General features: G+C 71.0%; 17 protein-coding genes. 4 read left to right on the plus strand and 13 right to left on the minus strand.

The window, feature by feature from the left end:
* Nucleotides 1-151: DUF6355 family natural product biosynthesis protein (locus JHN45_RS06715; RefSeq protein ID WP_307783048.1), on the minus strand; the 151-nt coding region annotated here is incomplete at its 3' end.
* Nucleotides 152-270: 119 nt separating this feature from the next.
* On the minus strand, nt 271-903 hold the full coding sequence (locus JHN45_RS06720; RefSeq protein WP_200710216.1) for a DUF4240 domain-containing protein: 633 nt from the start codon (nt 901-903) through the stop codon (nt 271-273).
* Between the two features lie 141 nt (nt 904-1044).
* Here JHN45_RS06720 and JHN45_RS06725 point away from each other — a divergent pair, with 141 nt between their 5' ends.
* Nucleotides 1045-2307 (plus strand): MFS transporter, encoded by a 1263-nt coding sequence (locus JHN45_RS06725; protein WP_200710217.1) that lies wholly within the window; start codon nt 1045-1047, stop codon nt 2305-2307.
* On the opposite strand, the gene JHN45_RS06730 is transcribed toward JHN45_RS06725, so the two are convergent.
* Entirely contained in the window at nt 2255-2833 is a 579-nt protein-coding gene (locus tag JHN45_RS06730) for a TetR/AcrR family transcriptional regulator (protein WP_200710218.1), read from the minus strand. The two genes, JHN45_RS06725 and JHN45_RS06730, sit on opposite strands and share 53 nt — an antisense overlap.
* A gap of 110 nt (nt 2834-2943) precedes the next feature.
* Here JHN45_RS06730 and JHN45_RS06735 point away from each other — a divergent pair, with 110 nt between their 5' ends.
* Nucleotides 2944-4506, plus strand: coding sequence for an MFS transporter (locus JHN45_RS06735; protein ID WP_200710219.1), 1563 nt, complete (start codon nt 2944-2946; stop codon nt 4504-4506).
* Between the two features lie 85 nt (nt 4507-4591).
* Here JHN45_RS06735 and serA read toward each other — a convergent pair whose 3' ends face one another.
* The 6 genes from serA to JHN45_RS06765 form a co-directional block, all read right to left on the minus strand.
* Nucleotides 4592-6181: a phosphoglycerate dehydrogenase gene (gene serA / locus JHN45_RS06740; protein WP_201048370.1), complete on the minus strand. Its 1590-nt coding sequence runs from the start codon at nt 6179-6181 to the stop codon at nt 4592-4594.
* 394 nt (nt 6182-6575) lie between these two features.
* Nucleotides 6576-7574 (minus strand): ketol-acid reductoisomerase, encoded by a 999-nt coding sequence (gene ilvC / locus JHN45_RS06745; protein ID WP_019068660.1) that lies wholly within the window; start codon nt 7572-7574, stop codon nt 6576-6578.
* A 111-nt stretch (nt 7575-7685) separates the two neighbouring features.
* Nucleotides 7686-8213: an acetolactate synthase small subunit gene (gene ilvN / locus JHN45_RS06750; RefSeq protein ID WP_019068659.1), complete on the minus strand. Its 528-nt coding sequence runs from the start codon at nt 8211-8213 to the stop codon at nt 7686-7688.
* Nucleotides 8214-8233: 20 nt separating this feature from the next.
* The gene (locus JHN45_RS06755; protein WP_200710221.1) at nt 8234-10087 is read right to left on the minus strand and encodes an acetolactate synthase large subunit; all 1854 of its coding nucleotides are present in this window, start codon (nt 10085-10087) and stop codon (nt 8234-8236) included.
* Between the two features lie 237 nt (nt 10088-10324).
* Nucleotides 10325-13300 carry a bifunctional diguanylate cyclase/phosphodiesterase gene (locus JHN45_RS06760; RefSeq protein WP_200710222.1) on the minus strand — a complete coding sequence of 992 codons (2976 nt, stop codon included), beginning with the start codon at nt 13298-13300 and terminating at the stop codon, nt 10325-10327.
* Nucleotides 13301-13746: 446 nt separating this feature from the next.
* A complete protein-coding gene (locus tag JHN45_RS06765) occupies nt 13747-14694 on the minus strand; it encodes a 2-hydroxyacid dehydrogenase (RefSeq protein ID WP_200710223.1) in 948 nt (315 codons plus the stop codon).
* A gap of 76 nt (nt 14695-14770) precedes the next feature.
* On the opposite strand from JHN45_RS06765, the gene JHN45_RS06770 reads away from it, so the two are divergent.
* Together JHN45_RS06770 and JHN45_RS06775 are read left to right on the plus strand one after the other, a co-directional pair.
* Nucleotides 14771-15769, plus strand: a complete 999-nt coding sequence (locus JHN45_RS06770; RefSeq protein ID WP_200710249.1) for an aldo/keto reductase — start codon at nt 14771-14773, stop codon at nt 15767-15769.
* A 445-nt stretch (nt 15770-16214) separates the two neighbouring features.
* Nucleotides 16215-17369, plus strand: a complete 1155-nt coding sequence (locus tag JHN45_RS06775; protein WP_200710250.1) for a sorbosone dehydrogenase family protein — start codon at nt 16215-16217, stop codon at nt 17367-17369.
* Here the strand turns inward: JHN45_RS06775 and JHN45_RS06780 are convergent.
* The 4 genes from JHN45_RS06780 to JHN45_RS06795 all read right to left on the minus strand — a co-directional run bounded on the left by JHN45_RS06780 (nt 17326) and on the right by JHN45_RS06795 (nt 21844).
* Entirely contained in the window at nt 17326-17547 is a 222-nt protein-coding gene (locus JHN45_RS06780) for a DUF6191 domain-containing protein (RefSeq protein ID WP_234467888.1), read from the minus strand. The two genes, JHN45_RS06775 and JHN45_RS06780, sit on opposite strands and share 44 nt — an antisense overlap.
* Before the next feature lie 45 nt (nt 17548-17592).
* The gene (locus tag JHN45_RS06785) at nt 17593-20697 is read right to left on the minus strand and encodes a helix-turn-helix transcriptional regulator (RefSeq protein ID WP_200710251.1); all 3105 of its coding nucleotides are present in this window, start codon (nt 20695-20697) and stop codon (nt 17593-17595) included.
* Nucleotides 20698-20810: 113 nt separating this feature from the next.
* Nucleotides 20811-20996, minus strand: a complete 186-nt coding sequence (locus JHN45_RS06790; protein WP_200710225.1) for a hypothetical protein — start codon at nt 20994-20996, stop codon at nt 20811-20813.
* A gap of 197 nt (nt 20997-21193) precedes the next feature.
* On the minus strand, nt 21194-21844 hold the full coding sequence (locus JHN45_RS06795) for a hypothetical protein (RefSeq protein ID WP_200710226.1): 651 nt from the start codon (nt 21842-21844) through the stop codon (nt 21194-21196).
* Nucleotides 21845-21857 lie beyond the last annotated feature (13 nt).

Consider the following 21857-nt stretch of genomic DNA (forward strand, 5'->3'; position numbering starts at 1 on the left):
CGACATGCGAGCCGTCCCTGGTGCAGTGACGGTAGTAGGCGTCGGTACTGGTCTTGTAGAAGCCGCAGGGGGCGGGGGACGCGGGGGTGGCGGCGGCCACCGTGCCGAGCGAGGTGAGCACGAGGGCTGCGGCACCGAGGGCGCTGGTCACGACACGACGAACTCGCAAGGGGAACTCCTTGGTCGGCGATCAGTTGGGCGGTGGAGCGGTCTGAAACCGGCCCCACGATCGCCGCGCCGGCCGGTGCGGTTGATCGAACTCCGTGCCGTTCACCCGGGGAATCGATTTGTCGTTGCATCCATCGGGTGATCCTCATCCGTCACCGGTGTCCCGGGACCCGGGAACAGCCCGCTGAGCCGGGGAAGACGCCGCTTCGCCTGCTCGTCGTCACTCGCGTCCCACTGCTCACCGGCCGGGTCCCCCGACTCGGGGTCCTCGCCGCCCAGCGCCTCGACAGCCGCGTGGAACTCCTCCTCGGTCCTCCCCGTCACCTGCACGAACGCCTGCCCGGCGACATAGTCCAGCTCCTCCCAGTTGAGCCACTCCTCCTCGTCCCAGTCCTCCTGGTCCCGGCCCACGAGCCGCCGCACGTCCGGCAGTTCGGCCAGGGCGTCCGGGTCGCGGGCCAGGCGTTCGAAGGAGTCCCGCCCCAACCCGACCAACCAGAGCCGGAAGTAGAAGAAGCTGTCGTCGGAGCACCAGCCCATGATCCGGTCCGCCGCGGCCCAGAGATCCCACGTCCCCGAAGGAAGCAACACGCGGTCCAGGCATGTCTGGAACCCCACGATCTCCGGCTCGGGCCCGCCCGCCAGTCGCTCGCACAACCACGCCACCCGCTCGTCCGGGTCCGGCGTCCGCTGTCGACAGTTCTCGATCAGGGTCCAGAAGGTGTCATCGTCCACGGCCCCACTGTGGCAGCCGGCACTGACAACGCAGGCCGCGCCGGGAGGCCTGGTCGTTCGGCGGAACGCGGCCGAACGACCAGTCCACCCGCCCCGAATTGGAGCTGCCGGGCACCCCGGCCGGATTCTAGTGTCGACTCCATGACCACCGGCCAGACCTCCGGCTCCCCGACCCCCGCGACACCCGACTGCCGTCCCTCCGAGGCCACTTCGGGCGTACGGCCCCCGCTCCTCACCCGCCCCCTGCTCCTCCGCTTCGTCAGCGTGGTCGGCGCCAGCCTCAGTTTCTTCCTGTTGCTCTCGGTCGTACCGGCGTATGCCGCCGAGCGGGGCGGCGGGGGCGCGGCGGGGCTCGCGACCGGTTCGCTGATGCTGGCGACGGTTCTCGGGGAGCTGGTGACACCCCGGCTCGTCGACCGCTTCGGGTACCGACTGACCCTGATGGCAGGGCTGTTGCTGCTCGGCGCCCCCGCGCTGGTGCTGACCGTCTCGGGCAGCACCGCGTGGGTCGTCGCGGTGTGCTTCGTCCGCGGGCTCGGGTTCGCGCTGACGATCGTCGCGGGCGGCGCCCTGACCGCGTCGCTGATCCCGGACCAACGGCGGGGCGAGGGGCTGGCGTTGGTGGGTCTGGTGTCCGGCGTGCCGTCGCTGGTCGCACTGCCGCTGGGCCTGTGGCTGGCCGGGCACGCGGGATTCGGGCCGGTCGCCGTCGCCGGTGGCCTCGCGGCACTGGCCGCGATCCCCTTCGTCACCGGCCTGCCGGACGGAGCGAGCAAGGCCGACCGCCCCGATCAGCCGACGGGCGTCGTACGCGGGCTGCGAACCGGCGCTCTGCTACGGCCCGTTCTGGTCTTCGCGGCCACCGCCACCGCCGCCGGCATCCTCGTCACGTTCCTGCCGCTGGCCGTGGCCTCGGCGTCCGCCGGAGTCGTCGCGGCGGCCCTGTTCGTGCAGACCGCGGCCGCCACCGTGACGCGCTGGCTGGCGGGCCGTCACGGCGACCGGCACGGCAGCGAACGGCTCGTGCTGCCCGGCCTGCTCCTGTCGGCGGCGGGCGTCCTGGTCATCGCCCCCACCGCGAACCCGGTCGCCGTCGTCGCGGGCACCGCCCTGTTCGGCGCGGGCTTCGGCATCACCCAGAACGCCACGCTGACCCTGATGTACGCCCGCACTTCCGCCGTCTCGTACGGCACGGTCAGCGCGCTGTGGAATCTGGCCTACGACGGCGGAATGGGCGTGGGCGCGGCCGGCTTCGGCGTCACGGCGGGCCTGACCGGCTACCCGTGGGCCTTCGCACTGACCGCGCTGCTGATGCTGACGGCGCTGGCACCGGCACTGCGGGACCGGCGGGTCACGGCGTCTGCCGCGCCGCCCCCTCCAGCAGTTGACGGAGACCCTCGGTGAGCCGGTCGGCGTCGGGGGCGGTCTTCGGGTCGAAGGTCCACTGCATGATGAGCCCGGACATCACGACCATGTAGAACGAGCCGAGCGTGTCGGCGGTCTCGTCCGACACCTCCTCCTCCGGCACCCCCATGAGCAGGGAGACCAGCCCCCGGCCGCCCTCGCGCTGCGCGAGCGCCAACTGGTCGCGGGCCTCCGGCAGTTGCTCACCCATCACCATGATCTCTCCGCTGAGCCGCCACATCGAGCCCGGCTGACGGAGGGAGGCGACGACGTTCGACCACACCTCCCTGAACCGCTCCAGGGAGCCCGGCGCCCCTTCGAGCCGGTCGCCCCACTCGAAGGACATGTCGTCCACCAGCGAGACGTACGCCTGCGCGAGCAACGCGTCCTTCGAGCCGTAGTGGTAGCCGATGGACGCGAGGTTCGTCCCCGACTCCTTCACGATGTCGCGCGCCGTGGTGCGCGCGAACCCCTTCTCCAGCAGGCAGCGCTTCGCGCCTTCGAGCAGATCCTCACGGTGTCCCATGCGCACCAGGCTACCGCCGATCCATACAACCGTCCTAGACGCACGATTTACACGGGCGATTTATACGTGCGTCATAGACAAGCGTTTAAGACGCGCGTACATTCACTGCCATGACGAACTCACCGAGCTCGACGAACCCCGCCGGCACCCCCAACTCCCTTGCCGGGCGCCGCGAATGGACCGCCCTCGGCGTCCTGATGCTGCCGCTGCTGCTGGTCTCCATGGACGTCTCCGTCCTCTACTTCGCCATCCCGGCGATCAGCGCGGACCTGGAGCCCAGCGGCACCCAGCAGCTGTGGATCTTCGACATCTACGCCTTCGTCCTGGCCGGCCTGCTGATGACGATGGGCTCGATCGGCGACCGCATCGGCCGCCGCCGGCTCCTCCTGATCGGCGCGGCGGCCTTCGGCACCGCCTCCGTCATCGCCGCCTACGCGAACAGCGCCGAGACCCTCATCGCCGCCCGCGCGGTCCTCGGCATCGGCGGCGCGACCCTGATGCCCTCGACGATGGCCCTGCTGCGCACGATGTTCACCGACCCCGGCCAGCGCGCGAAGGCGATCGGTCTGTGGTCCGGCGTGATGACCGCCGGCGTCGCGCTCGGGTCGGTCCTGAGCGGTGTGCTCGTCCAGTACTTCTGGTGGGGCTCGGTCTTCCTGATCAACCTGCCCGCGATGGCCCTGCTCCTGCTCATCGGCCCGTTCCTGCTCCCCGAGTCGAAGAACCCGTCCCCCGGCCGCTTCGACTGGCCGAGCGTCCCGCTGTCCCTGGCCGCCGTACTGCCCGTCATCTACGGCCTCAAGGAGATCCCGTCCGAGGGCTGGCACGCGCAGTACGTCGTCTCGATCACGGTCGGCCTGCTCTTCGCCACGCTCTTCGTCCACCGTCAGCGCACGGCGGAGTCCCCGATGATCGACCCCACCCTGTTCCGGGCCCGCGGCTTCGCCCCCTCGGTCATCCTCAACCTGGTCTCCGCGTTCGGCATGATGGGCTCGGCCTTCTTCACCACGCAGTACCTGCAGTCGGTGCTCGGCAAGAGCCCGATGGAGGCGGCGCTGTGGGCACTGCTCCCCTCGGTGCCGATCGGCATGGCGGCCCCGCTCGCAACGACCCTCGTCCAGAAGGGAATTGACCGCGCCTACGTCGTCGCGACCGGCTTCGCCCTCGCCGCCTGCGGCTACGGCCTGCTCGCCGTCACCGGCGCCGACGCCCTCTGGTCGGCCCTGGCCGCCGCCGGTGTCCTGGCCTCCGGGATCGTCATGGTGATGTCCCAGATCATGGACCTCGCGATGGGCAGCGCACCGGTGGAGAAAGCGGGCGTCGCGTCCTCGCTGATGGAGACCGGCGCGGAGTTCGGCGGCGCGCTGGGCATGGCGGTCCTCGGCTCCATCGGTACGGCGATCTACCGCCACGGCATCCCGGCCTCGGCCCCCGCCCCGGCCCACGAGACCCTCGGCGGCGCACTGGCCGTCGCCCGGCAGCTACCGGGGCACGCGGGAGATGCCCTGGCCGCGACCGCACGACAGGCCTTCACCGACGGCATGCACGGGGCGGCGATCGCGGGGGCGGTACTGCTGCTGGGCGCGGCGTTCGCGGCGACGCGGACCCTGCGGGGGCTGCGGGTTCCGGTCCAGGAGACCCCGGCGGAGGATGCGGCGAAGACCTCGGTGTGAGCGCCAACTGCACAGAAACGCCGGGCGGGTTGAGGATCGTCTCCTCAACCCGCCCGGCGTTCTTGCGAAACGTCAAACGGGAACGTCAGGCCAGGTTCACCGAGCGGGCGGATGTCGCCCCGATCTCCTCGGCGACCTCCGCCAGAACGCCCGCGGCAACCGTGTCGTCGACGGTCAGGACCGCCAGTGCCTCGCCGCCCGCGACCGACCGCGACACCTGCATACCGGCGATGTTGATACCCGCCTCACCGAAGACACGGCCCACCGTGCCGACGACACCGGGACGGTCCTCGTACCGCAGGACCACCATGTGGTCGGCGAGCGCGAGGTCGACGTCGTAGTCGCCGACCGCGACGATCTTCTGCAGGTTCTTGGGACCGGCCAGCGTGCCGGAGACCGCGACCTCCTCGCCGCTGCTCAGCGTGCCGCGCACGGTGACGACGTTGCGGTGGTCGGCGGACTCGGAGCTGGTCGTCAGCCGTACCTCGACGCCACGCTCCTGCGCGAACAGCGGGGCGTTGACGTACGACACGGTCTCGTCGACGACGTCCTCGAACACGCCCTTGAGCGCGGAGAGTTCGAGCACCTTGACGTCGTGCTGGGTGATCTCGCCGTAGACCTCGACGTCGAGGCGTACCGCGACCTCGCCCGCGAGCGCGGTGAAGATGCGGCCGAGCTTCTCGGCGAGCGGGAGGCCGGGCTTGACGTCCTCGGCGATGACACCGCCCTGGACGTTGACCGCGTCGGGGACGAGTTCACCGGCGAGCGCGAGGCGCACCGACTTGGCGACCGAGACACCGGCCTTCTCCTGGGCCTCGTCCGTGGAGGCGCCGAGGTGCGGGGTGGAGACGACCTGGTCGAACTCGAAGAGCGGGGAGTCCGTGCAGGGCTCCTTCGCGTACACGTCGAGGCCGGCGCCGGCGACGCGGCCCTCCTTGAGCGCGGAGTACAGCGCCTCCTCGTCGACGATCCCGCCGCGCGCGGCGTTGACGATGCGGACGGTCGGCTTGACCTTGCGCAGCGCCTCGTCGCCGATCAGACCGACCGTCTCGGGGGTCTTGGGCAGGTGCACGGTGATGAAGTCGGAGACCTCGAGCAGCTCGTCGAGCGACAGGATCTTGACGCCCATCTGGGCGGCGCGCGCGGGCTGGATGTAGGGGTCGTAGGCGACGACCTTCATCCCGAACGCGGACATGCGCTGCGCGACGAGGGCACCGATACGCCCCAGACCCACAACACCCAGGGTCTTCTCGGCCAGCTCGACACCCGTGTACTTGCTGCGCTTCCACTCGCCGTTCTTCAGCGCGGCGTTGGCCTGCGGGATGTGGCGTGCGGTCGCCAGCAGCAGACCGCAGGCCAGCTCGGCGGCGGTGACGATGTTCGAGGTGGGGGCGTTGACGACCATCACGCCGGCCTTGGTGGCGGCGGAGACGTCGACGTTGTCCAGGCCGACGCCGGCTCGTGCGACGACCTTCAGCTTCTTCGCGGCGGCGACCGCCTCGGCGTCGACCTTGGTGGCCGAACGGATCAGGATCGCGTCCACGTCGGCGATCGCGGGGAGCAGTTCGCCCCGGTCGGCGCCGTTGCAGTGGCGGATCTCGAAGTCCGGGCCGAGGGCGTCCACCGTCGCGGGCGACAGCTCTTCAGCGATGAGTACGACAGGTTTCGAGCTCACGTGAGTCCTCACAAGTCCATTGCGTGCGGACGGCCGTCCCGACGGCCGCAGGCGGTGGAGGCAGCGGCGCCGGGGAATGTCGGGTGCTCCTGCGTCGTTCGGTGCGTGCTCTCGGTGTGCCGGACGAAGGTCCTCGTAGCGGAGCTACTAGGACCTTTGGCCGGTGCGGCGAGAGTGCGTGCCGGGCGGCGCAGGGGTGTGCCTGCCATTCCTCGGTGTCGCTATGGGGCCGCGTGGAGACGCACGACGCTGTGGGCCTGACGCGTATGTAGTACGGCAGTGTAGTGGCGCTCCGACAGTCGTCTTACGCCTCTGCGGAAGGATCACCCGTCCGAGGCTGGACGGGTTGGACAAAGGGGCCGGAGTGCTCACTCCGGCCCCTGAGCCCTAGGGCTTACGCCTCTTCGTCGACCCAGCTCATCAGCTTGCGGAGCTGCTTGCCGGTGGTCTCCAGCAGGGACTCGGCGTCCTTCTGCTTGTACTCGTTGTACTTCTTCAGGCCACCGTGGTACTCGGCCATCCACTCGCGCGCGAAGGTGCCGTCCTGGATCTCGGCGAGGACCTGCTTCATCGTGGCCTTGGTCTCGTCCGTGATGATCCGCGGGCCGGTGACGTAGTCGCCCCACTCGGCGGTCTCGGAGATCGACCAGCGCATCTTCTCCAGGCCGCCCTCGTACATGAGGTCGACGATGAGCTTCAGCTCGTGCAGGCACTCGAAGTACGCGATCTCGGGCTGGTAGCCGGCCTCGGTCAGCGTCTCGAAACCGGCCTTGACCAGCGCGGCCGTACCACCGCAGAGAACGGCCTGCTCACCGAACAGGTCGGTCTCGGTCTCCTCGGTGAAGGTCGTCTTGATGACGCCGGCGCGGGTGCCGCCGATGCCCTTCGCGTACGACAGCGCGAGCGCGAAGCCGTTGCCGGTCGCGTCCTGCTCGACGGCCGCGATACACGGAACGCCGCGGCCCTCCTCGTACTGGCGGCGGACGAGGTGGCCCGGGCCCTTGGGGGCGACCATGCAGACGTCGACGCCGGCCGGGGGCTTGATGAAGTCGAAGCGGATGTTCAGGCCGTGGCCGAAGAACAGCGCGTCGCCGTCCTTGAGGTTGTCCTTGATGGACTCCTCGTAGACCTGGGCCTGGATCGGGTCCGGCACCAGGATCATGATGACGTCGGCCTCGGCGGCGGCCTCGGACGGCGTCACCACGCGCAGGCCCTGCTCCTCGGCCTTCGCCTTGGACTTGGAGCCCTCGTGCAGACCGACGCGCACGTCGACGCCGGAGTCACGGAGCGACAGCGCGTGGGCGTGGCCCTGGCTGCCGTAGCCGATGACCGCGACCTTGCGGCCCTGGATGATGGACAGGTCGGCGTCGGCGTCGTAGAACAGCTCGGCCACTTTGGGTTCTCTCCTTGGTGTGCAGGTGTTGCGTCCCACCGTATGACGGCGGGCGGAAACGGAGTTCGGGGGTCTCGGAATGCGGGCGGCCGGGGCCGCCCGCAGACGGTTCTACGCGGAGCGGTCGAGCGCGCGCAGCGAGCGGTCGGTGATGGAGCGGGCGCCGCGTCCGATGGCGATCGTGCCGGACTGGACCAGCTCCTTGATGCCGTACGGTTCCAGCATCTTGAGCATGGCGGTCAGCTTGTCGCTGGAGCCGGTGGCCTCGATGGTGACGGCCTCCGGGGAGACGTCGACGGTCTTGGCGCGGAACAGCTGGACGATCTCGACGATCTGGGAGCGCGTCTCGTTGTCGGCGCGCACCTTCACCAGAACGAGTTCGCGCTGAACCGCGGAACCCGGCTCCAGTTCGACGATCTTCAGCACGTTGACGAGCTTGTTGAGCTGCTTGGTGACCTGTTCGAGCGGGAGTGCCTCGATCACGTTCACCACGATCGTGATGCGGGAGATGTCGGGGTGCTCGGTGACGCCGACGGCGAGGGAGTCGATGTTGAAGCCGCGCCGGGAGAACAGGGCGGTGATCCGGGCGAGGACACCTGGCTTGTTCTCGACCAGGACGGAGAGCGTGTGCTTGGACATTTCTCTGTGGTCTCTCTCGCTCAGTCGTCTTCGTTGTCGCCGAAGTCGGGGCGGACGTCCCGGGCGAACATGACCTCGTCGTTGGAGGTGCCGGCGGCGACCATCGGCCACACCATGGCGTCCTCGTGGACGATGAAGTCGATCACGACGGGGCGGTCGTTGATCGAGTTCGCCTCCTCGATGACCTTGTCGAGGTCGTCGGGGGACTCGCAGCGGATCGCGTAACAGCCCATCGCCTCCGACAGCTTGACGAAGTCGGGGATGCGCGTGCCGGCGCTCGGCTGCTTGCCGTCGGCCTCCGGGCCGCTGTGCAGCACGGTGTTGGAGTAGCGCTGGTTGTAGAACAGGGTCTGCCACTGGCGGACCATGCCGAGGGCGCCGTTGTTGATGATGGCGACCTTGATCGGGATGTTGTTCAGGGCGCAGGTGGTGAGTTCCTGGTTGGTCATCTGGAAGCAGCCGTCGCCGTCGACCGCCCAGACCGTACGGTCCGGGGCGCCGGCCTTGGCGCCCATCGCGGCCGGGACCGCGTAGCCCATCGTCCCGGCGCCGCCGGAGTTGAGCCAGGTGGCCGGCTTCTCGTACTGGATGTAGTGCGCGGCCCACATCTGGTGCTGGCCGACGCCCGCCGCGAAGATCGTTCCCTCCGGGGCGAGTTGGCCGATGCGCTCGATGACCTGCTGCGGGGAGAGCGAGCCGTTGTCGGGCTGCTCGTAGCCGAGCGGGTAGGTCTCGCGCCAGCGGTTGAGGTCCTTCCACCAGGCGCTGTAGTCGCCGGTGTGGCCTTCGCTGTGCTCCTTCTGGACGGCCTGGACGAGGTCGGCGATGACCTCGCGGGCGTCACCGACGATCGGCACGTCGGCCGCGCGGTTCTTGCCGATCTCCGCGGGGTCGATGTCGGCGTGGACGATCTTGGCGTGCGGGGCGAAGCTGTCCAGCTTGCCGGTGACGCGGTCGTCGAAGCGGGCTCCGAGGGCGACGATCAGGTCGGCCTTCTGCAGCGCGGTGACGGCGGTGACCGCACCGTGCATGCCCGGCATTCCCACGTGCAGCTCGTGACTGTCGGGGAATGCGCCGAGCGCCATCAGGGTGGTGGTGACGGGCGCTCCGGTGAGTTCTGCGAGAACCTTCAGCTCGGCGGTGGCGTGGGCCTTGAGGACGCCGCCGCCGACGTAGAGGACGGGCCGCTTCGCGGCGGTGATCAGCTTGGCGGCCTCGCGGATCTGCTTGGCGTGCGGCTTGGTCACCGGGCGGTAGCCGGGCAGGTCCATGACCGGCGGCCAGGAGAAGGTGGTCTTCGCCTGGAGGGCGTCCTTCGCGATGTCGACCAGCACCGGGCCCGGACGGCCGGTGGAGGCGATGTGGAAGGCCTGCGCGATGACGCGCGGGATGTCCTCTGCCTTGGTGACCAGGAAGTTGTGCTTGGTGACCGGCATCGTGATGCCGACGATGTCCGCCTCCTGGAAGGCGTCCGTACCGATCGCCTTGGACGCGACCTGCCCGGTGATCGCCACGAGCGCCACCGAGTCCATGTGCGCGTCGGCGATCGGGGTCACCAGGTTGGTGGCGCCGGGGCCCGAGGTCGCCATGCAGACGCCGACCTTGCCGGTGGCCTGCGCGTAGCCGGTGGCCGCGTGACCCGCGCCCTGCTCGTGCCGGACCAGGACGTGACGCACCCGCGTCGAGTCCATCAGCGGGTCGTACGCCGGAAGGATCGCACCGCCGGGGATGCCGAATACCGTGTCGGCCCCGACTTCCTCGAGAGAGCGGATGAGGGACTGCGCGCCCGTGACGTGCTCGGGGGCGGACGGCTGTCCTCCGGATCGGGGCCGCGGCTGCGGATGGGCCCCGGTGGCCTGCTCGGTCATCGTCATTCTCTTCTCGATGCTGAGGGTTTTTGCGAGGTTTGTGCGGGGTTCTGCTGCTGCACGACTCGATCCTGTGCAACAAAAAACCCCTCGTGCCGTGAGGCAAGCGAGGGGAGCGCGCCGGGTGCGGTCGCTGGGAGTTCCGGGTCCGTCCGGAGGTCACCAGCGTCAGCCGACGCGCTTTCCAAGTACGAGAATTCGGGTGCGCATGGGACTGACCCTCCCCCCGGCACGCACCGACTGTCAAGTGGGTGGGACGGGAGTCTCATTATGTGAGCGGAGGGCCGTTCCGCCCCCGAAAACGACGGGCACACCACTGGTGTACACCCCCGGGGCGCCGCCCGCGAACGCGGGCTCCGCAGGCCCGTGCGGCACCGGATAGTGGCCGCAGGACAGGGCCCGGCGCAGCCGGTACTCGTCCAGCGGTCCGGAGAAGGCCATGCCCTGCCCGTGCGTACAGCCCATCGCGCGCAGGGCGACCACCTGTTCCGGCAGGTCGACCCCGTCGGCCACGGACTGCAGCCCGAGGTCCCCGGCGATCCGCAGCAGCCCGCTGGTGATCTTGTGCAGCCGCGCGGACTCGACGACGCCCTCGACCAGACTGCGGTCCAGTTTCAGTACGTCGACGGGGAGCCGCCGTAGCGTCGTGATGGTCGCGTAGCCGCTGCCGAAGCCGTCCAGGGCGATCCGGACGCCCAGCCGCCGAAGGGCGGTCAGGCGGCGCTCCAGCTCGTCCAGGGAGACGCGGGGGTCGGTGTCGGACAGCTCGACGACCAGGGAACCGGACGGCAGCCCGTGCCGGGTCAGCAGGGCCTCGATCGAGCCGAGCGGCATCGACTTGTCCAGCAGCCGCCGGGCGCTCATCCGGACGGCCACGGACACGGCGGGCCCGGCCGCCAGGCGCTCGGCGGCCTGCTCCACGGCCTCCTCCAGCATCCAGCGCCCCAGCTCGGCGGTCCGGTCGCTGTCCTCGGCCACCCGCAGGAACTCGGCCGGCGTGAACAGCACCCCCTGCGACGAACGCCATCGCGCCTGTGTGGAGACCGACGTGATCCGGCCGTCCGTCAGCGACACCACGGGCTGGTGCAGCAGCGCGAACTCACCGTCGTGCAGCGCGGCCCGCAGCCGCGTCGCCAACTCCGCCTTCCGTACGACGTCCTGCTGCATCTGCGGGGCGTACAGCTCGACCCGGCCCTTGCCGGCGCCCTTCGCGCGGTACATCGCGAGGTCGGCGTTGCGCAGCAACTCCCCCGCGCCCAGGCCCGGTTCGGCGAAGGCGACGCCGATGGAGGCGGCGACACGGACATCGTTGCCGTCGATCACGTACGGCTGGGACAGGGTGATGCGCAGGCGGTCGGCGAGTTCCATGATGTGCCGCTCGCGGGCGGCCCGGTCCCGGGTGCCGTCACCGACGATCAGGGCAGCGAACTCGTCACCGCCGAGCCGGGACGCGGTGTCGCCGTGCCGGACCGCGCCGTCGAGCCTGCGGGCGGCCTGGATCAGGAGCTCGTCACCGGCCTGGTGGCCGATGGTGTCGTTGACGGCCTTGAAGCCGTCGAGGTCGATGAAGAGCACGGCGGTACCGCGGTCGGTGGAGCGGCGGCCGGACAGTGCCTGCTGGACCCGCCTGGTGAACAGGGCACGGTTGGGCAGGTCGGTGAGCGGGTCGTGCTCGGCGTTGTGCTGCAACTGCGCCTGGAGGCGCACGCGTTCGGTCACGTCCCGGCTGTTGAAGATCAGGCCGCCATGATGACGGTTGACGGTCGACTCGACGTTGAGCCAGCCGCCGTCGCCGGACCGGAAACGGCACTCGATACGGGTGTTGGACTCCTCGAAGGGACTGGCGGCGAGGAAGCGGCGCACCTCGTGCACCACACAGCCCAGATCCTCGGGGTGGATGAGCGAGGCCAGTTCGTTCCCGACGAGTTCCTCCGCGGCCTTGCCGTAGACACCGGCGGCGGCCGGGGAGACGTAGCGCAGGATGCCGTTCGGGGCGGCGATCATGATGACGTCGCTGGAGCCCTGCACCAGGGAGCGGAAGTGGTTCTCCTTCTGGGCCAGTTCCTGGGTGAGGGTGATGTTGTCGAGCAGCATGATGCCCTGGCGGACCACGAGGGCGAGCACCACGCAGCCCGCGGTGATGAGCACCACGCGGTCGGGGCTGCGGCCGTTGAGGACGTTGTAGAGGATCCCCAACGTGCAGACGGCGGCGGCGAGATACGGGGTGAGCGCGGCCAGTGAGCCGGCGATGGGCCGGGTGGCCGGATAGCGGCCGTGGTCGGCGCCCGGCGCGGCTGCCGGGTGCTGGACGCCGGCGCGCTGTCCGGGCCGGTGTTCGTGCACCACGCGCGTGTGCCCGTCGTCCTCGGGCTGGGTGTGCCGGGGCGCGGCCCAGGGGGCGTAGGCGAGGAGCAGTGAGCCGGCGAACCAGCCCGCGTCGAGCAACTGGCCCGAGTGGTAGTTGTTGTGGAGCAGCGGTGAGGTGAACAGGGCGTCGCACATCACGGTCAGGGCCAGCGCGCCGATCGCGGTGTTCACGGCGGTGCGGTTGACCGAGGAGCGCCGGAAGTGCAGCGCGAGGACCATGCTGACCAGGGCGATGTCGAGCAGCGGGTACGCCAGGGAGAGCGCGGTGTGGGCCACGCTCGGCCCGTCGAACTTGGCGGCCTGGGCCAGCGCGAGGCTCCAGGAGAGCGTGAGCAGCGAGCCGCCGATCAGCCAGGCGTCGAGCGCCAGACAGACCCAACCGGCTTTGGTGACGGGCCGTTTGGCCAGCACCAGGAGGCCGACGATGGCGGGCGGCGCGAAGCACAGGAAGAACAGGTCGGCGAAGCTGGGGCTGGGCACCTGCCGCTCCAGGACGACCTCGTACCACCCCCAGACCCCGTTGCCCAGTGCCGCCATCGCCGAGGAGAGCGAGAACAGCAGCCAGGCGGGTCGAAAGCGGATACGGCGGCTTCGCGCGTAGAGGAAGCACGAGACGGCGGCGGTACCGGCCGCCGCGCTGAGCCCGAAGTCGCCCATGATCAGGGCGACTTGGTGGGAACCCCAGTCGAGCGCGGAACCGACGGCGTATCCCGCGCACACCAGGGCCAGGACGAGTTGCTGGACCAGGCCCCAGCCGCCGGAGGCCGGCGGTCGTGGCTGCCGCGCTCCCGGCGAAGTCCGGTCCCGGAGCGCCCCGTTGAGGGTGGTCCTCGCAGACGGTGGCGAACTCACCGGGCCCTCCCGGTCCGCGTCGCTCCCGGGTCCCGCAGGCCCCGGTGTGCTGAATGGGCGTGCCTGCGGCGGCTGTTGTGCCTGCGGTGGTGATGGCTGGAGTGGCTGTGCCGACCACCCTGACCGCTGTGGCTGCCGTGACCGCTGTGATTGCCGTGGTGGCCGCGTCTGCGCGCGGCGGTGCGCCAGGGTCGCCGTCGGCGGCCCCGCCGCGTCGGATCGCTCGTCCATAGGCCGTGCATCGCCCGTCGCCCCCCTCACAGTCTGAAATGTCCGTCCCCGGCGCCGAACGGTGCGCGGCGCAGCCCCTGCCGGGACGATACACCAGTCTCGTCACTCAGGGACATAGTTCCTCTACGCTCCGTGACGACCAGCGGAGATGCGTACACGCCCCGCTTCCGGAAGGTTGCGGAGGGTACCGGAAGCGGATTGCACGCCTGTTGCGGCTACTCGGTTGGTCCTGTCGTAAGGATCACGTTGCGCAGCGGCTCATGGTTCACGAACCGTCCCAACTGGTCCACAACCAGACGCTTCGCACGCGGCAGGAACGCCGACGTGGGCCCGCCGACATGCGGACTGATCAGCACACCCGGCGCCTGCCACAACGGGTGCCCCTGGGGCAGCGGTTCGGGGTCGGTGACGTCCAACGCGGCGGTGATACGGCCACTTTCCAGCTCGGCGAGCAGCGCCTTGGTGTCCACGACGGGACCGCGGGCCACGTTGACCAGCAGCGCCCCGTCCTTCATCCGGGCCAGGAACTCGGCGTCGACCAGGTGACGGGTGGTCTCCGTGAGGGGCGTGGACAGGATGACGACGTCCGCGTCCGGGAGCAGGGCGGGCAGTTCGGTGAGCGGATGCACCGGCCCGCGCTCCGTGGTGCGCCCGGAGCGCGCCACGCGCGCCACCCGCGCGAGCTCGAAGGGAGTGAGCCGGTCCTCGATGGCGGCTCCGATCGCGCCGTAGCCGACGATGAGGACGGACCGGTCGGCGAGCGCCGGCCGGAACCCACCGAGCCACTCCCCCTTGTCCTGCGCCCGCACGAAGTCGGGGACGCCCCGCAGCGAGGCGAGGATCAAGGTCAGCGCCAACTCACCGGTGCTCGCCTCGTGCACCCCGCGCGCATTGCACAACCGCACACCGGGGCGCAGGTACTTGAGCCCCGGCTGCACATGGTCGATACCGGCCGACAGCGTCTGCACGACCTCCACGGAGCCCATCGCGGGGAGCGGCCGTACACCGATCTCGCTGCTCTTCATGTAGGGCACGACGTAGAAGGCGCAGTCGGCCGGGTCCGCGGGGAAGTCCTCACCTCCGTCCCAGAACAGGTAGTTGGGCCCCACGGGGAGCCCTTCGATCTCCTCCGGGGGGATGGGCAGCCATACGTCGACAGTCATGGTCAGGAGGCTATGTCAGGGCCACGCGCGCGTAGAGGTTAGGTTGGTGGGCCAGGAGAGGGAGGGTCACGAGCAGGTGGAGCGCAGGACGATCGGTGCGGGGGCGCTCTCGATGGGGGCCGTCGGGCTCGGCTGCATGCCGATGAACTGGGCGTACAGCGGGTCGCGGCAGCGGGGCGACGAGTCGGTCAGGGCCGTGCACCGGGCGCTCGATCTGGGCATGACGCTGCTGGACACCGCCGACATGTACGGCCCGTTCACCAACGAGCTTTTGTTGGGGCGGGTGTTGAAGGAGCGGCGGCAGGACGCGTTCGTGTCGACCAAGGTCGGCCTGCTGGTCGGCGAACAGCACATCGTGGCCAACGGCCGCCCCGGCTATGTGAGACGTGCCTGCGACGCCTCGCTGCGCCGCCTGCAGACCGAGGTGATCGACCTCTACCAACTGCACCGCGCCGACCCCGAGGTCCCGGTCGAGGAGACCTGGGGCGCCATGGCGGACCTCGTACAGGCCGGAAAAGTAAGGGCGTTGGGCATGTGCGCGGTCGGCGCCCGCTCCGCGCGCCGGCCCGGGGCGCGGCTGCATGACGGAACGATCCGCCAACTCCGGCGCGTGCAGCAGGTGTTCCCGGTGACGGCGGTGCAGGCCGAGCTGTCGGTGTGGTCGACGGAGGCCCTGGACGCACTCCTCCCGTGGTGCGCGGCGCGCGGGGTCGGTTTCCTCGCGGCGATGCCCCTCGGCAACGGCTTCCTGACCGGCACCCTGACCCCGGGCGAGGGCTTCGAACCCGACGACGTGCGCGCCCGCCACCCCCGCTTCACCGCCGAGATGACCGCCGCGAACCAGCCGATCGTGGCGGGCCTGCGCCGCGTGGCCCGCCGGCACGGCCCGGAGGTCACCCCGGCCCAGGTGGCCCTGGCCTGGACCCTGGCGCAGGGCCCGCACGTGGTACCGGTCCCGGGCACCAAGCAGGAACGCTGGGTGACGGAGAACGCGGAGGCGGCGGAACTCCGCCTCACCCCGGAAGACCTCACGGAGGTGGCGGAACTGCCGACGGCGCTGGGCTCCTGGGACTAGGTCGTGTCCGCAAGGTCCCGTCGTCCGCCCGGAGGGCGGGCCCTGCGGCGTCCGGTGCGTGCTCTGGGGTTCCCCCGGCTGAAGGCTGGGGGAGGGACTTCGCGGACACGGCCCAGAACCTGTCCGGCGGATCAGGGCGCCGGGAAGCGGTGGCAACTGATCGGCGCCGGTGAGCGGGGTGCGGTGCGTGCGGCTGCGGGTGCGGCTGCCGCGTTGTCGCCGGTCTCCCCCGGTCTCGGGCTCCGCTCGACCGGGCGGGGCCCCGTCGCTCCGCGTCGCCTGCGGCGGAGCCCCTGATGGCAACGCCTCCGCCGTCTTACGGCCGCACGCGGGACAGGGCTCGATCCTGCGTCGGTCGTCGATGATCGGGAACCTGTGCGGCGCGAGCGGTGTATGACAAGTAGAACCCGCCCGTCGAAGGGACCTGATCGTGCAACGTCGAGTCGTGTCGGCCGCCCTGGCCGTGACCGCACTCCTGCTGACGGCCGGCTGCTCCTCCGGCGACGGCACACTGCCAGGCTCCCGCACCACCGCGCCGTTCGGCAGCGCCGGTACGGCCACGGGGTCGTCGTCCTCCGGACAGCCCGCCGCGCAGCTCCCGCCCGCCAAGGGCACGGTGAAGGTGCTGCGCACGGTCACCGAGGGCCTGAAGACCCCCTGGGGCCTGGCCGCGCTGCCCGACGGGAACCTGCTCGTCTCCTCCCGCGACGACGGCACGATCACCCGGATCACCGAGAAGACCGGCCGGAAGACCGAGCTGGGCAGTGTCTCCGGGGTCTCCGCGGCGGGCGAGGGCGGCCTCCTCGGCATCGCACTCTCCCCGGACTACGCCTCGGACCACATGATCTACGCCTACTTCACCTCGGCCTCGGACAACCGCATCGTCCGCATGCTGTACGACGAGAAGAAGCCCGCCGGTGAACAGCTGGGCGCCCCGGACACGATCTTCAAGGGCATCCCCAAGGGCTATATCCACAACGGCGGCCGGATCGCCTTCGGCCCGGACGGGATGCTGTACGCGGGCACGGGCGAGAGCGGTCAGCGGGGTCTGGCACAGGACAAGAAGTCCCTGGGCGGCAAGATCCTGCGACTGACCCCGGAGGGCGACCCGGCGCCGGGCAACCCGTTCCCGAACTCGGCGGTGTACACCTACGGCCACCGCAATGTGCAGGGTCTGGCCTGGGACTCCAAGCAGCGGCTGTTCGCCTCGGAGTTCGGCCAGGACACCTGGGACGAGCTGAACGCGATCACACCGGGCGACGACTACGGCTGGCCGAACGCGGAGGGCAAGGGCAGCGACCCCAAGTACCACAACCCGATCACCCAGTGGCACACGGACGACGCCTCCCCCAGCGGCATCGCCTATGCCGAGGGCTCCATATGGATGGCGGGCCTGAAGGGACAGCGCCTGTGGCGCATCCCGCTGGACGGCACCAAGGCGTCGGCCGCCCCGCAGTCCTTCCTCAACGGCGAGTACGGCCGCCTGCGCACGGTGGTGTCGGCCGGCGACGACAAGCTGTGGCTGGTGACCAGCAACACGGACGGGCGAGGCACGCCTAAGTCGGGGGACGACCGGATTCTGGAGCTTCAGGTGTCGTAGCGGACGCGTCGCCGTCATCGGCGGAGGGGTCCGGCAGGCGTACGACGACCTTGCCGGACTCCAGGTCTATCGGGCCGCGTCCGGGGTCGCCGTCGGCGACGTCGACCCTGGTCAGCTCCAGCCGGTTGGCCTCGTCCTGGGTGTGCTTGCGGCCCGGTGAGAACAGTTCCTCGAACATGTTGAACACGGGGCCTCCCCTGGCCGGTCCCCTACAGCGTACGACTCATCCGGCCGAACGCACGGTGAGCGGGTCGGGCGGGAACAGCCCCAGCCGGTGGGCCACGGCCGCCGCCTCGCCCCGGCCGGAGACGCCCAGCTTGCCGAGGATGTTCGAGACGTGGACGCTCGCGGTCTTCGGGGAGATGAAGAGTTCCTCCGCGATCTGGCGGTTGGTGCGGCCTGCGGAGACCAGGCGCAGGACGTCACGCTCCCGGCTGGTGAGACCGAGCGCCTCGACCGGGTCGGCGGAGACGGCTCTCGGCGCCGGGACCCTGGTGAGCGTCAGCCGGGCCCGCTGGGCGAGCAGGGCGACGGAGTCGGCGAGGGGGCGGGCGCCCAGGTGCTCGGCGACGGCGCCGGACAGCCGAAGCAGTTCGGTGGCGCGGTCGCGCCGGTCGTCACCGCTGCCGCCGTCGGTCTCGGTGCCAGTGTCGGTGCCGGTGTCGCCGCCGGTCCCGGACAGAAGCGCTTCGGCGAGGCGGTGGCGGACGCGGGCGAGGTCGTAGGGGCGGTCGAGGCACTCGAAGGCGGCGACCGCCTCGGACCAGTCGTCCGGGGTGCAGCGGCCCTCGGCGCGCAGCAGTTCGGCGCGGAGCCAGCGCTCGTGGGCCTGCCACACGGGCGCATTGGTCGCGACTGGCTTGGCGGCCTTCCGGATGCGTTCGAGGATCTCGGGGCGGCCGGGGTCGGCGGCGGGCAGGCCGATGGCCTGGGCCTCGGCGACGGCCGCGGCCACCAGCAGGGGCCAGGTCTCGAAGTGGGTGCCGGGCCGGAAGCCGGAGTCCAGGACCCGTTCGAGAGTGGCGCGGGCGTCGAGGAGTCGGCCCTCGGCGGCGGCGACCTGGATCTCGATCCGCTCCAGGGGCTGGTGGTGCTGGGGTGCGACGTCATGGGTGCCGAAGTGCTCGCGGGCGGCGGCCAGTTGGCGGCGGGCCTCGGCCACCTCGCCCCGGGCGAGCGCGAGTTCGGCCAGGAGGCGGGCGTGGAAGCCGCGGGGTTTGGAGCTCTGGCCCACGTGCTCGGCCTTGGTCGCGGCCTCGGCGGCCTCGTCCCAGCGGCCCAGGGTGAAGAGGGATTCGGCGAGGTTGCCCCAGATCCAGGCCTCCTTGTCGAACTGGCCGTACTTCTTGGCGAAGGCGAGCCCGGTCTCCAGGATCGGTACGGCCTCGCGGGAGCGGCCGACGGTTTCGAGGGAGGACGGGAGGTTCACATAACTGCGGCCCGCGACGGTGGAGATGCCCTCGGCGACCGTCCGTTCGTTGACCTCGACGAGTTCGGCGAGGCCCGCCTCGACATCGCCGGAGGCGACCATGAGGCCGGCCAGGGTGAGGCGGGCGTCCATCTCGATCTCGCGGGCACCCACCATGCGCGCGTACTCGACCGCGCGCTCGGCGGCCACATAGGCGCCCGGTCCCGGGACGTGCACCATCGACCAGCCGGCGACCTTGGCCAGTACCTCCGCGTGCACCTCGGAGGGCGGCAGGCCGCGCACCAGCTCCTGCGCGGAGGCGAGTTCCGACCAGCCGTCGCCGCGGCCCTGGTGCCGGACCAGGACGGAGCGCTGCACCCAGAACCAGGCGGCCCGCAGCGGGTCCGCCTCGTCGTTGATGAGGTGCAGGGCCCGCTTGGTGATCTTCAGGGCGCGCTCGCGCTCCCCGCTGAGCCGTCCGGCGACGGCGGCCTCCGCCATCAGGTCGAGGTAGCGCAGGGGTGCGGTCTCCGGCTCGCAGCCGCAGGGAGGGTAGACCTCGGTGTAGTCGACGGGGCGCAGCTCCGCGCGCACGGCGTCGGGGACGGTGTCCCACAGCTCCATCGCCCGCTCCAGGAGCCGCAGTTGCTCGGAGTAGGCGTGCCGGCCGCGGGCCGCGACGGAGGCGTCCAGGACGGCGGGGAGGGCCTTGGCGGGGTCGTGGGCCTGGTACCAGTAGCTGGCCAGCCGCATGACGCGCTGGTCGGCGGGGACCAGCGTCGGGTCGGCCTCCAGGGCTTCGGCGTAGCGGCGGTTGAGGCGGGAGCGCTCGCCGGGCAGCAGGTCGTCGCCGACCGCCTCGCGGACCAGGGAGTGCCGGAAGCGGTAGCCGTCGCCGCCGGGCGCGGCCTGGAGGATGTTGGCGCCGACGGCCGCCCGCAGTGCCTCGATGAGGTCGTCCTCGGCGAGCCGGGCGACGGCGGCGAGCAGTCGGTACTCGACGGTGGAGCCGCCCTCGGCGACGATCCGGGCGACCCGCTGGGCGCTCTCGGGCAGCGACTCGACGCGGACGAGGAGCAGGTCGCGCAGGGAGTCGGTGAGGCCGGTGCGGCAGCCGTCCTGGGCGGCGACGGCGAGTTCCTCGACGAAGAACGCGTTGCCGTCGGAGCGTCGGAAGATCTCGTCGACCTGGGCCTGGTCGGGTTCGGCGGCGCGGATGCCGGCGATCTGACGGCCCACTTCCTGCCGGTTGAAGCGGCCGAGTTCGATCCGGCGGACCGTGCGGAGCCGGTCGAGTTCTGCGAGGAGGGGGCGCAGCGGGTGGCGGCGGTGGATGTCGTCGGCGCGGTAGGTGGCGAGGACGAGGAGGCGGCCGGTGCGCAGGGTGCGGAAGAGATAGGCGAGGAGGTGGCGGGTGGAGGCGTCGGCCCAGTGCAGGTCCTCCAGGGCGACGACGACCGTGCGGTCGGCGGCGACGCGCTCCAGGAGGCGTGCGGTGAGTTCGAAGAGGCGGGCCATGCCCTCCTCGTCACCGCGGCTGGCCCGGTGTGCCGTGGGGGTCTCCGCCAACTCGGGGAGCAGTCGGGCGAGTTCCTCCTCCTGGCCGGCGGCGGCCGCGGACAGCTCGGCGGGGAGTTCGCGGCGCAGGGCGCGCAGGGCGGTGGAGAACGGGGCGAAGGGCAGGCCGTCCGCGCCGATCTCGACGCAGCCGCCGAGCGCGATGACGGCGCCCCGGCGGCAGGCGGCGGTGGCGAACTCCTCGACCAGCCGGGTCTTGCCGACGCCGGCCTCGCCGCCCAGCAGCAACGCCTGCGGCTCGCCCGCGGCAGCGCGGGCGAGCGCGTCGTTCAGCGTGTCCAGTTCGTCGGCCCGGCCGACGAAGACCGGACTGACGGACCTGGTCTCCACGGTCCCGAGGATGTCACGCGGGTCTGACAACGCGGCACCCGTTTTCGGGAGGGCGGCCGCGCGGAGGAGGATCCCGCCGGTCTGCCGGGCGGGCGCGGTACGGCCGCCCTCCCGCGCCCGGCCGGTCACGAGGCGCGGGCGAACAGGTGCCTGCGCGGGCGTTCGGTATGCACCTCGCTCTCGGCGGCCTGCCGGGCCTGCTCGCGGCGGGCGGCGCGGCGGCTGCGGACGGCCTCGCGGGCCAGCCGCTCGTTGGCGGCCTGCCGGCGGAGTTCGGCGGAACGGAGCTGGTGGATCTCGTACTCGTACATCTCAAGTCCCTTGGTGGAGGCGGTTTTCGGGCTTCGCTTTCTGCGATGCCTCAACCTTCGTCTCCAAGGGGGGTCCGCCACATCGGGAGAGTTCCGCATCTTGCGGGGCCGGGCGGGCCTTAGACGCGCGTAAGGGGCCTCAGATCCTCCGTAAGGTGCTTACGGAGGGCCTAAGACCCCTGATGAACTGCGGTGACTCAGGTCGCGGACGGCAGGGCGAGCAGGGCGTCGGTGTACTTGAGGACGGCCAGGAGCAGGCCTACGACGCCGAGCACGACGCCCGCCCAGGCGACCGACTTGATCCAGGTGGCCTGCGGCTTGCCCGGGGTGCCGAACGCGGGCCGGACGAGCGCGCCGACGCCCACGAGGGCGGCCACGAGCGCGAAGAGCCCGGCCCAGATCGCGGTGGCGTGCCAGGAGGTGCCGTAGACCTCCTTGATCTGGGTGGCCACGCTCGCGGTGGACGCGGTGTGGAGCTGGCCGTTGAGCTGCGCGCGGGCGCCGGCGACGGTGCCGATCCAGCCGCCGGAGAGCGAGATGAAGCCGAGCGCGGCGGAGACGACGGCGGCGGCACCCTGGCCGACGCCGGAGGAACCTTCCGGCTCCTCGAGTCCGAGCTTCGCGAGCTCGGCCGCGTACTCCTCCTCGGTGAGGTCGTCCTCGTCCTCGGAGGCCTCGGCCTCGGCCTCGGTGGTCTCCGTGTCCGCGGCTTCCTGCTCGGTCACTTCCTCGTCGGTCTTGGTGACATCGGTCTTCGTCACATCGGTCTTGGTGACGTCGACGGTTTCCGCGTCGCTCTTCACCTCGGTGGCCTCGTTCGCGGCCTCGTCAACAGTCTTGGTACCCATGGTGCGCACGGTA

It is taken from the genome of Streptomyces sp. MBT53, assembly GCF_016654115.1.
Classification (GTDB): domain Bacteria; phylum Actinomycetota; class Actinomycetes; order Streptomycetales; family Streptomycetaceae; genus Streptomyces.

Coding starts and splice junctions, on each gene's coding strand:
- JHN45_RS06790 (WP_200710225.1), bottom strand. CDS start 20,996: ATGTACGAGTACGAGATCCACCAGCTCCGTTCCGCCGAACTCCGCCGG.
- ilvN (WP_019068659.1), bottom strand. CDS start 8,213: ATGTCCAAGCACACGCTCTCCGTCCTGGTCGAGAACAAGCCAGGTGTC.
- JHN45_RS06735 (WP_200710219.1), top strand. CDS start 2,944: ATGACGAACTCACCGAGCTCGACGAACCCCGCCGGCACCCCCAACTCC.
- JHN45_RS06765 (WP_200710223.1), bottom strand. CDS start 14,694: ATGACTGTCGACGTATGGCTGCCCATCCCCCCGGAGGAGATCGAAGGG.
- JHN45_RS06755 (WP_200710221.1), bottom strand. CDS start 10,087: ATGACGATGACCGAGCAGGCCACCGGGGCCCATCCGCAGCCGCGGCCC.
- JHN45_RS06725 (WP_200710217.1), top strand. CDS start 1,045: ATGACCACCGGCCAGACCTCCGGCTCCCCGACCCCCGCGACACCCGAC.
- JHN45_RS06780 (WP_234467888.1), bottom strand. CDS start 17,547: ATGTTCGAGGAACTGTTCTCACCGGGCCGCAAGCACACCCAGGACGAG.
- JHN45_RS06795 (WP_200710226.1), bottom strand. CDS start 21,844: ATGGGTACCAAGACTGTTGACGAGGCCGCGAACGAGGCCACCGAGGTG.
- JHN45_RS06730 (WP_200710218.1), bottom strand. CDS start 2,833: ATGGGACACCGTGAGGATCTGCTCGAAGGCGCGAAGCGCTGCCTGCTG.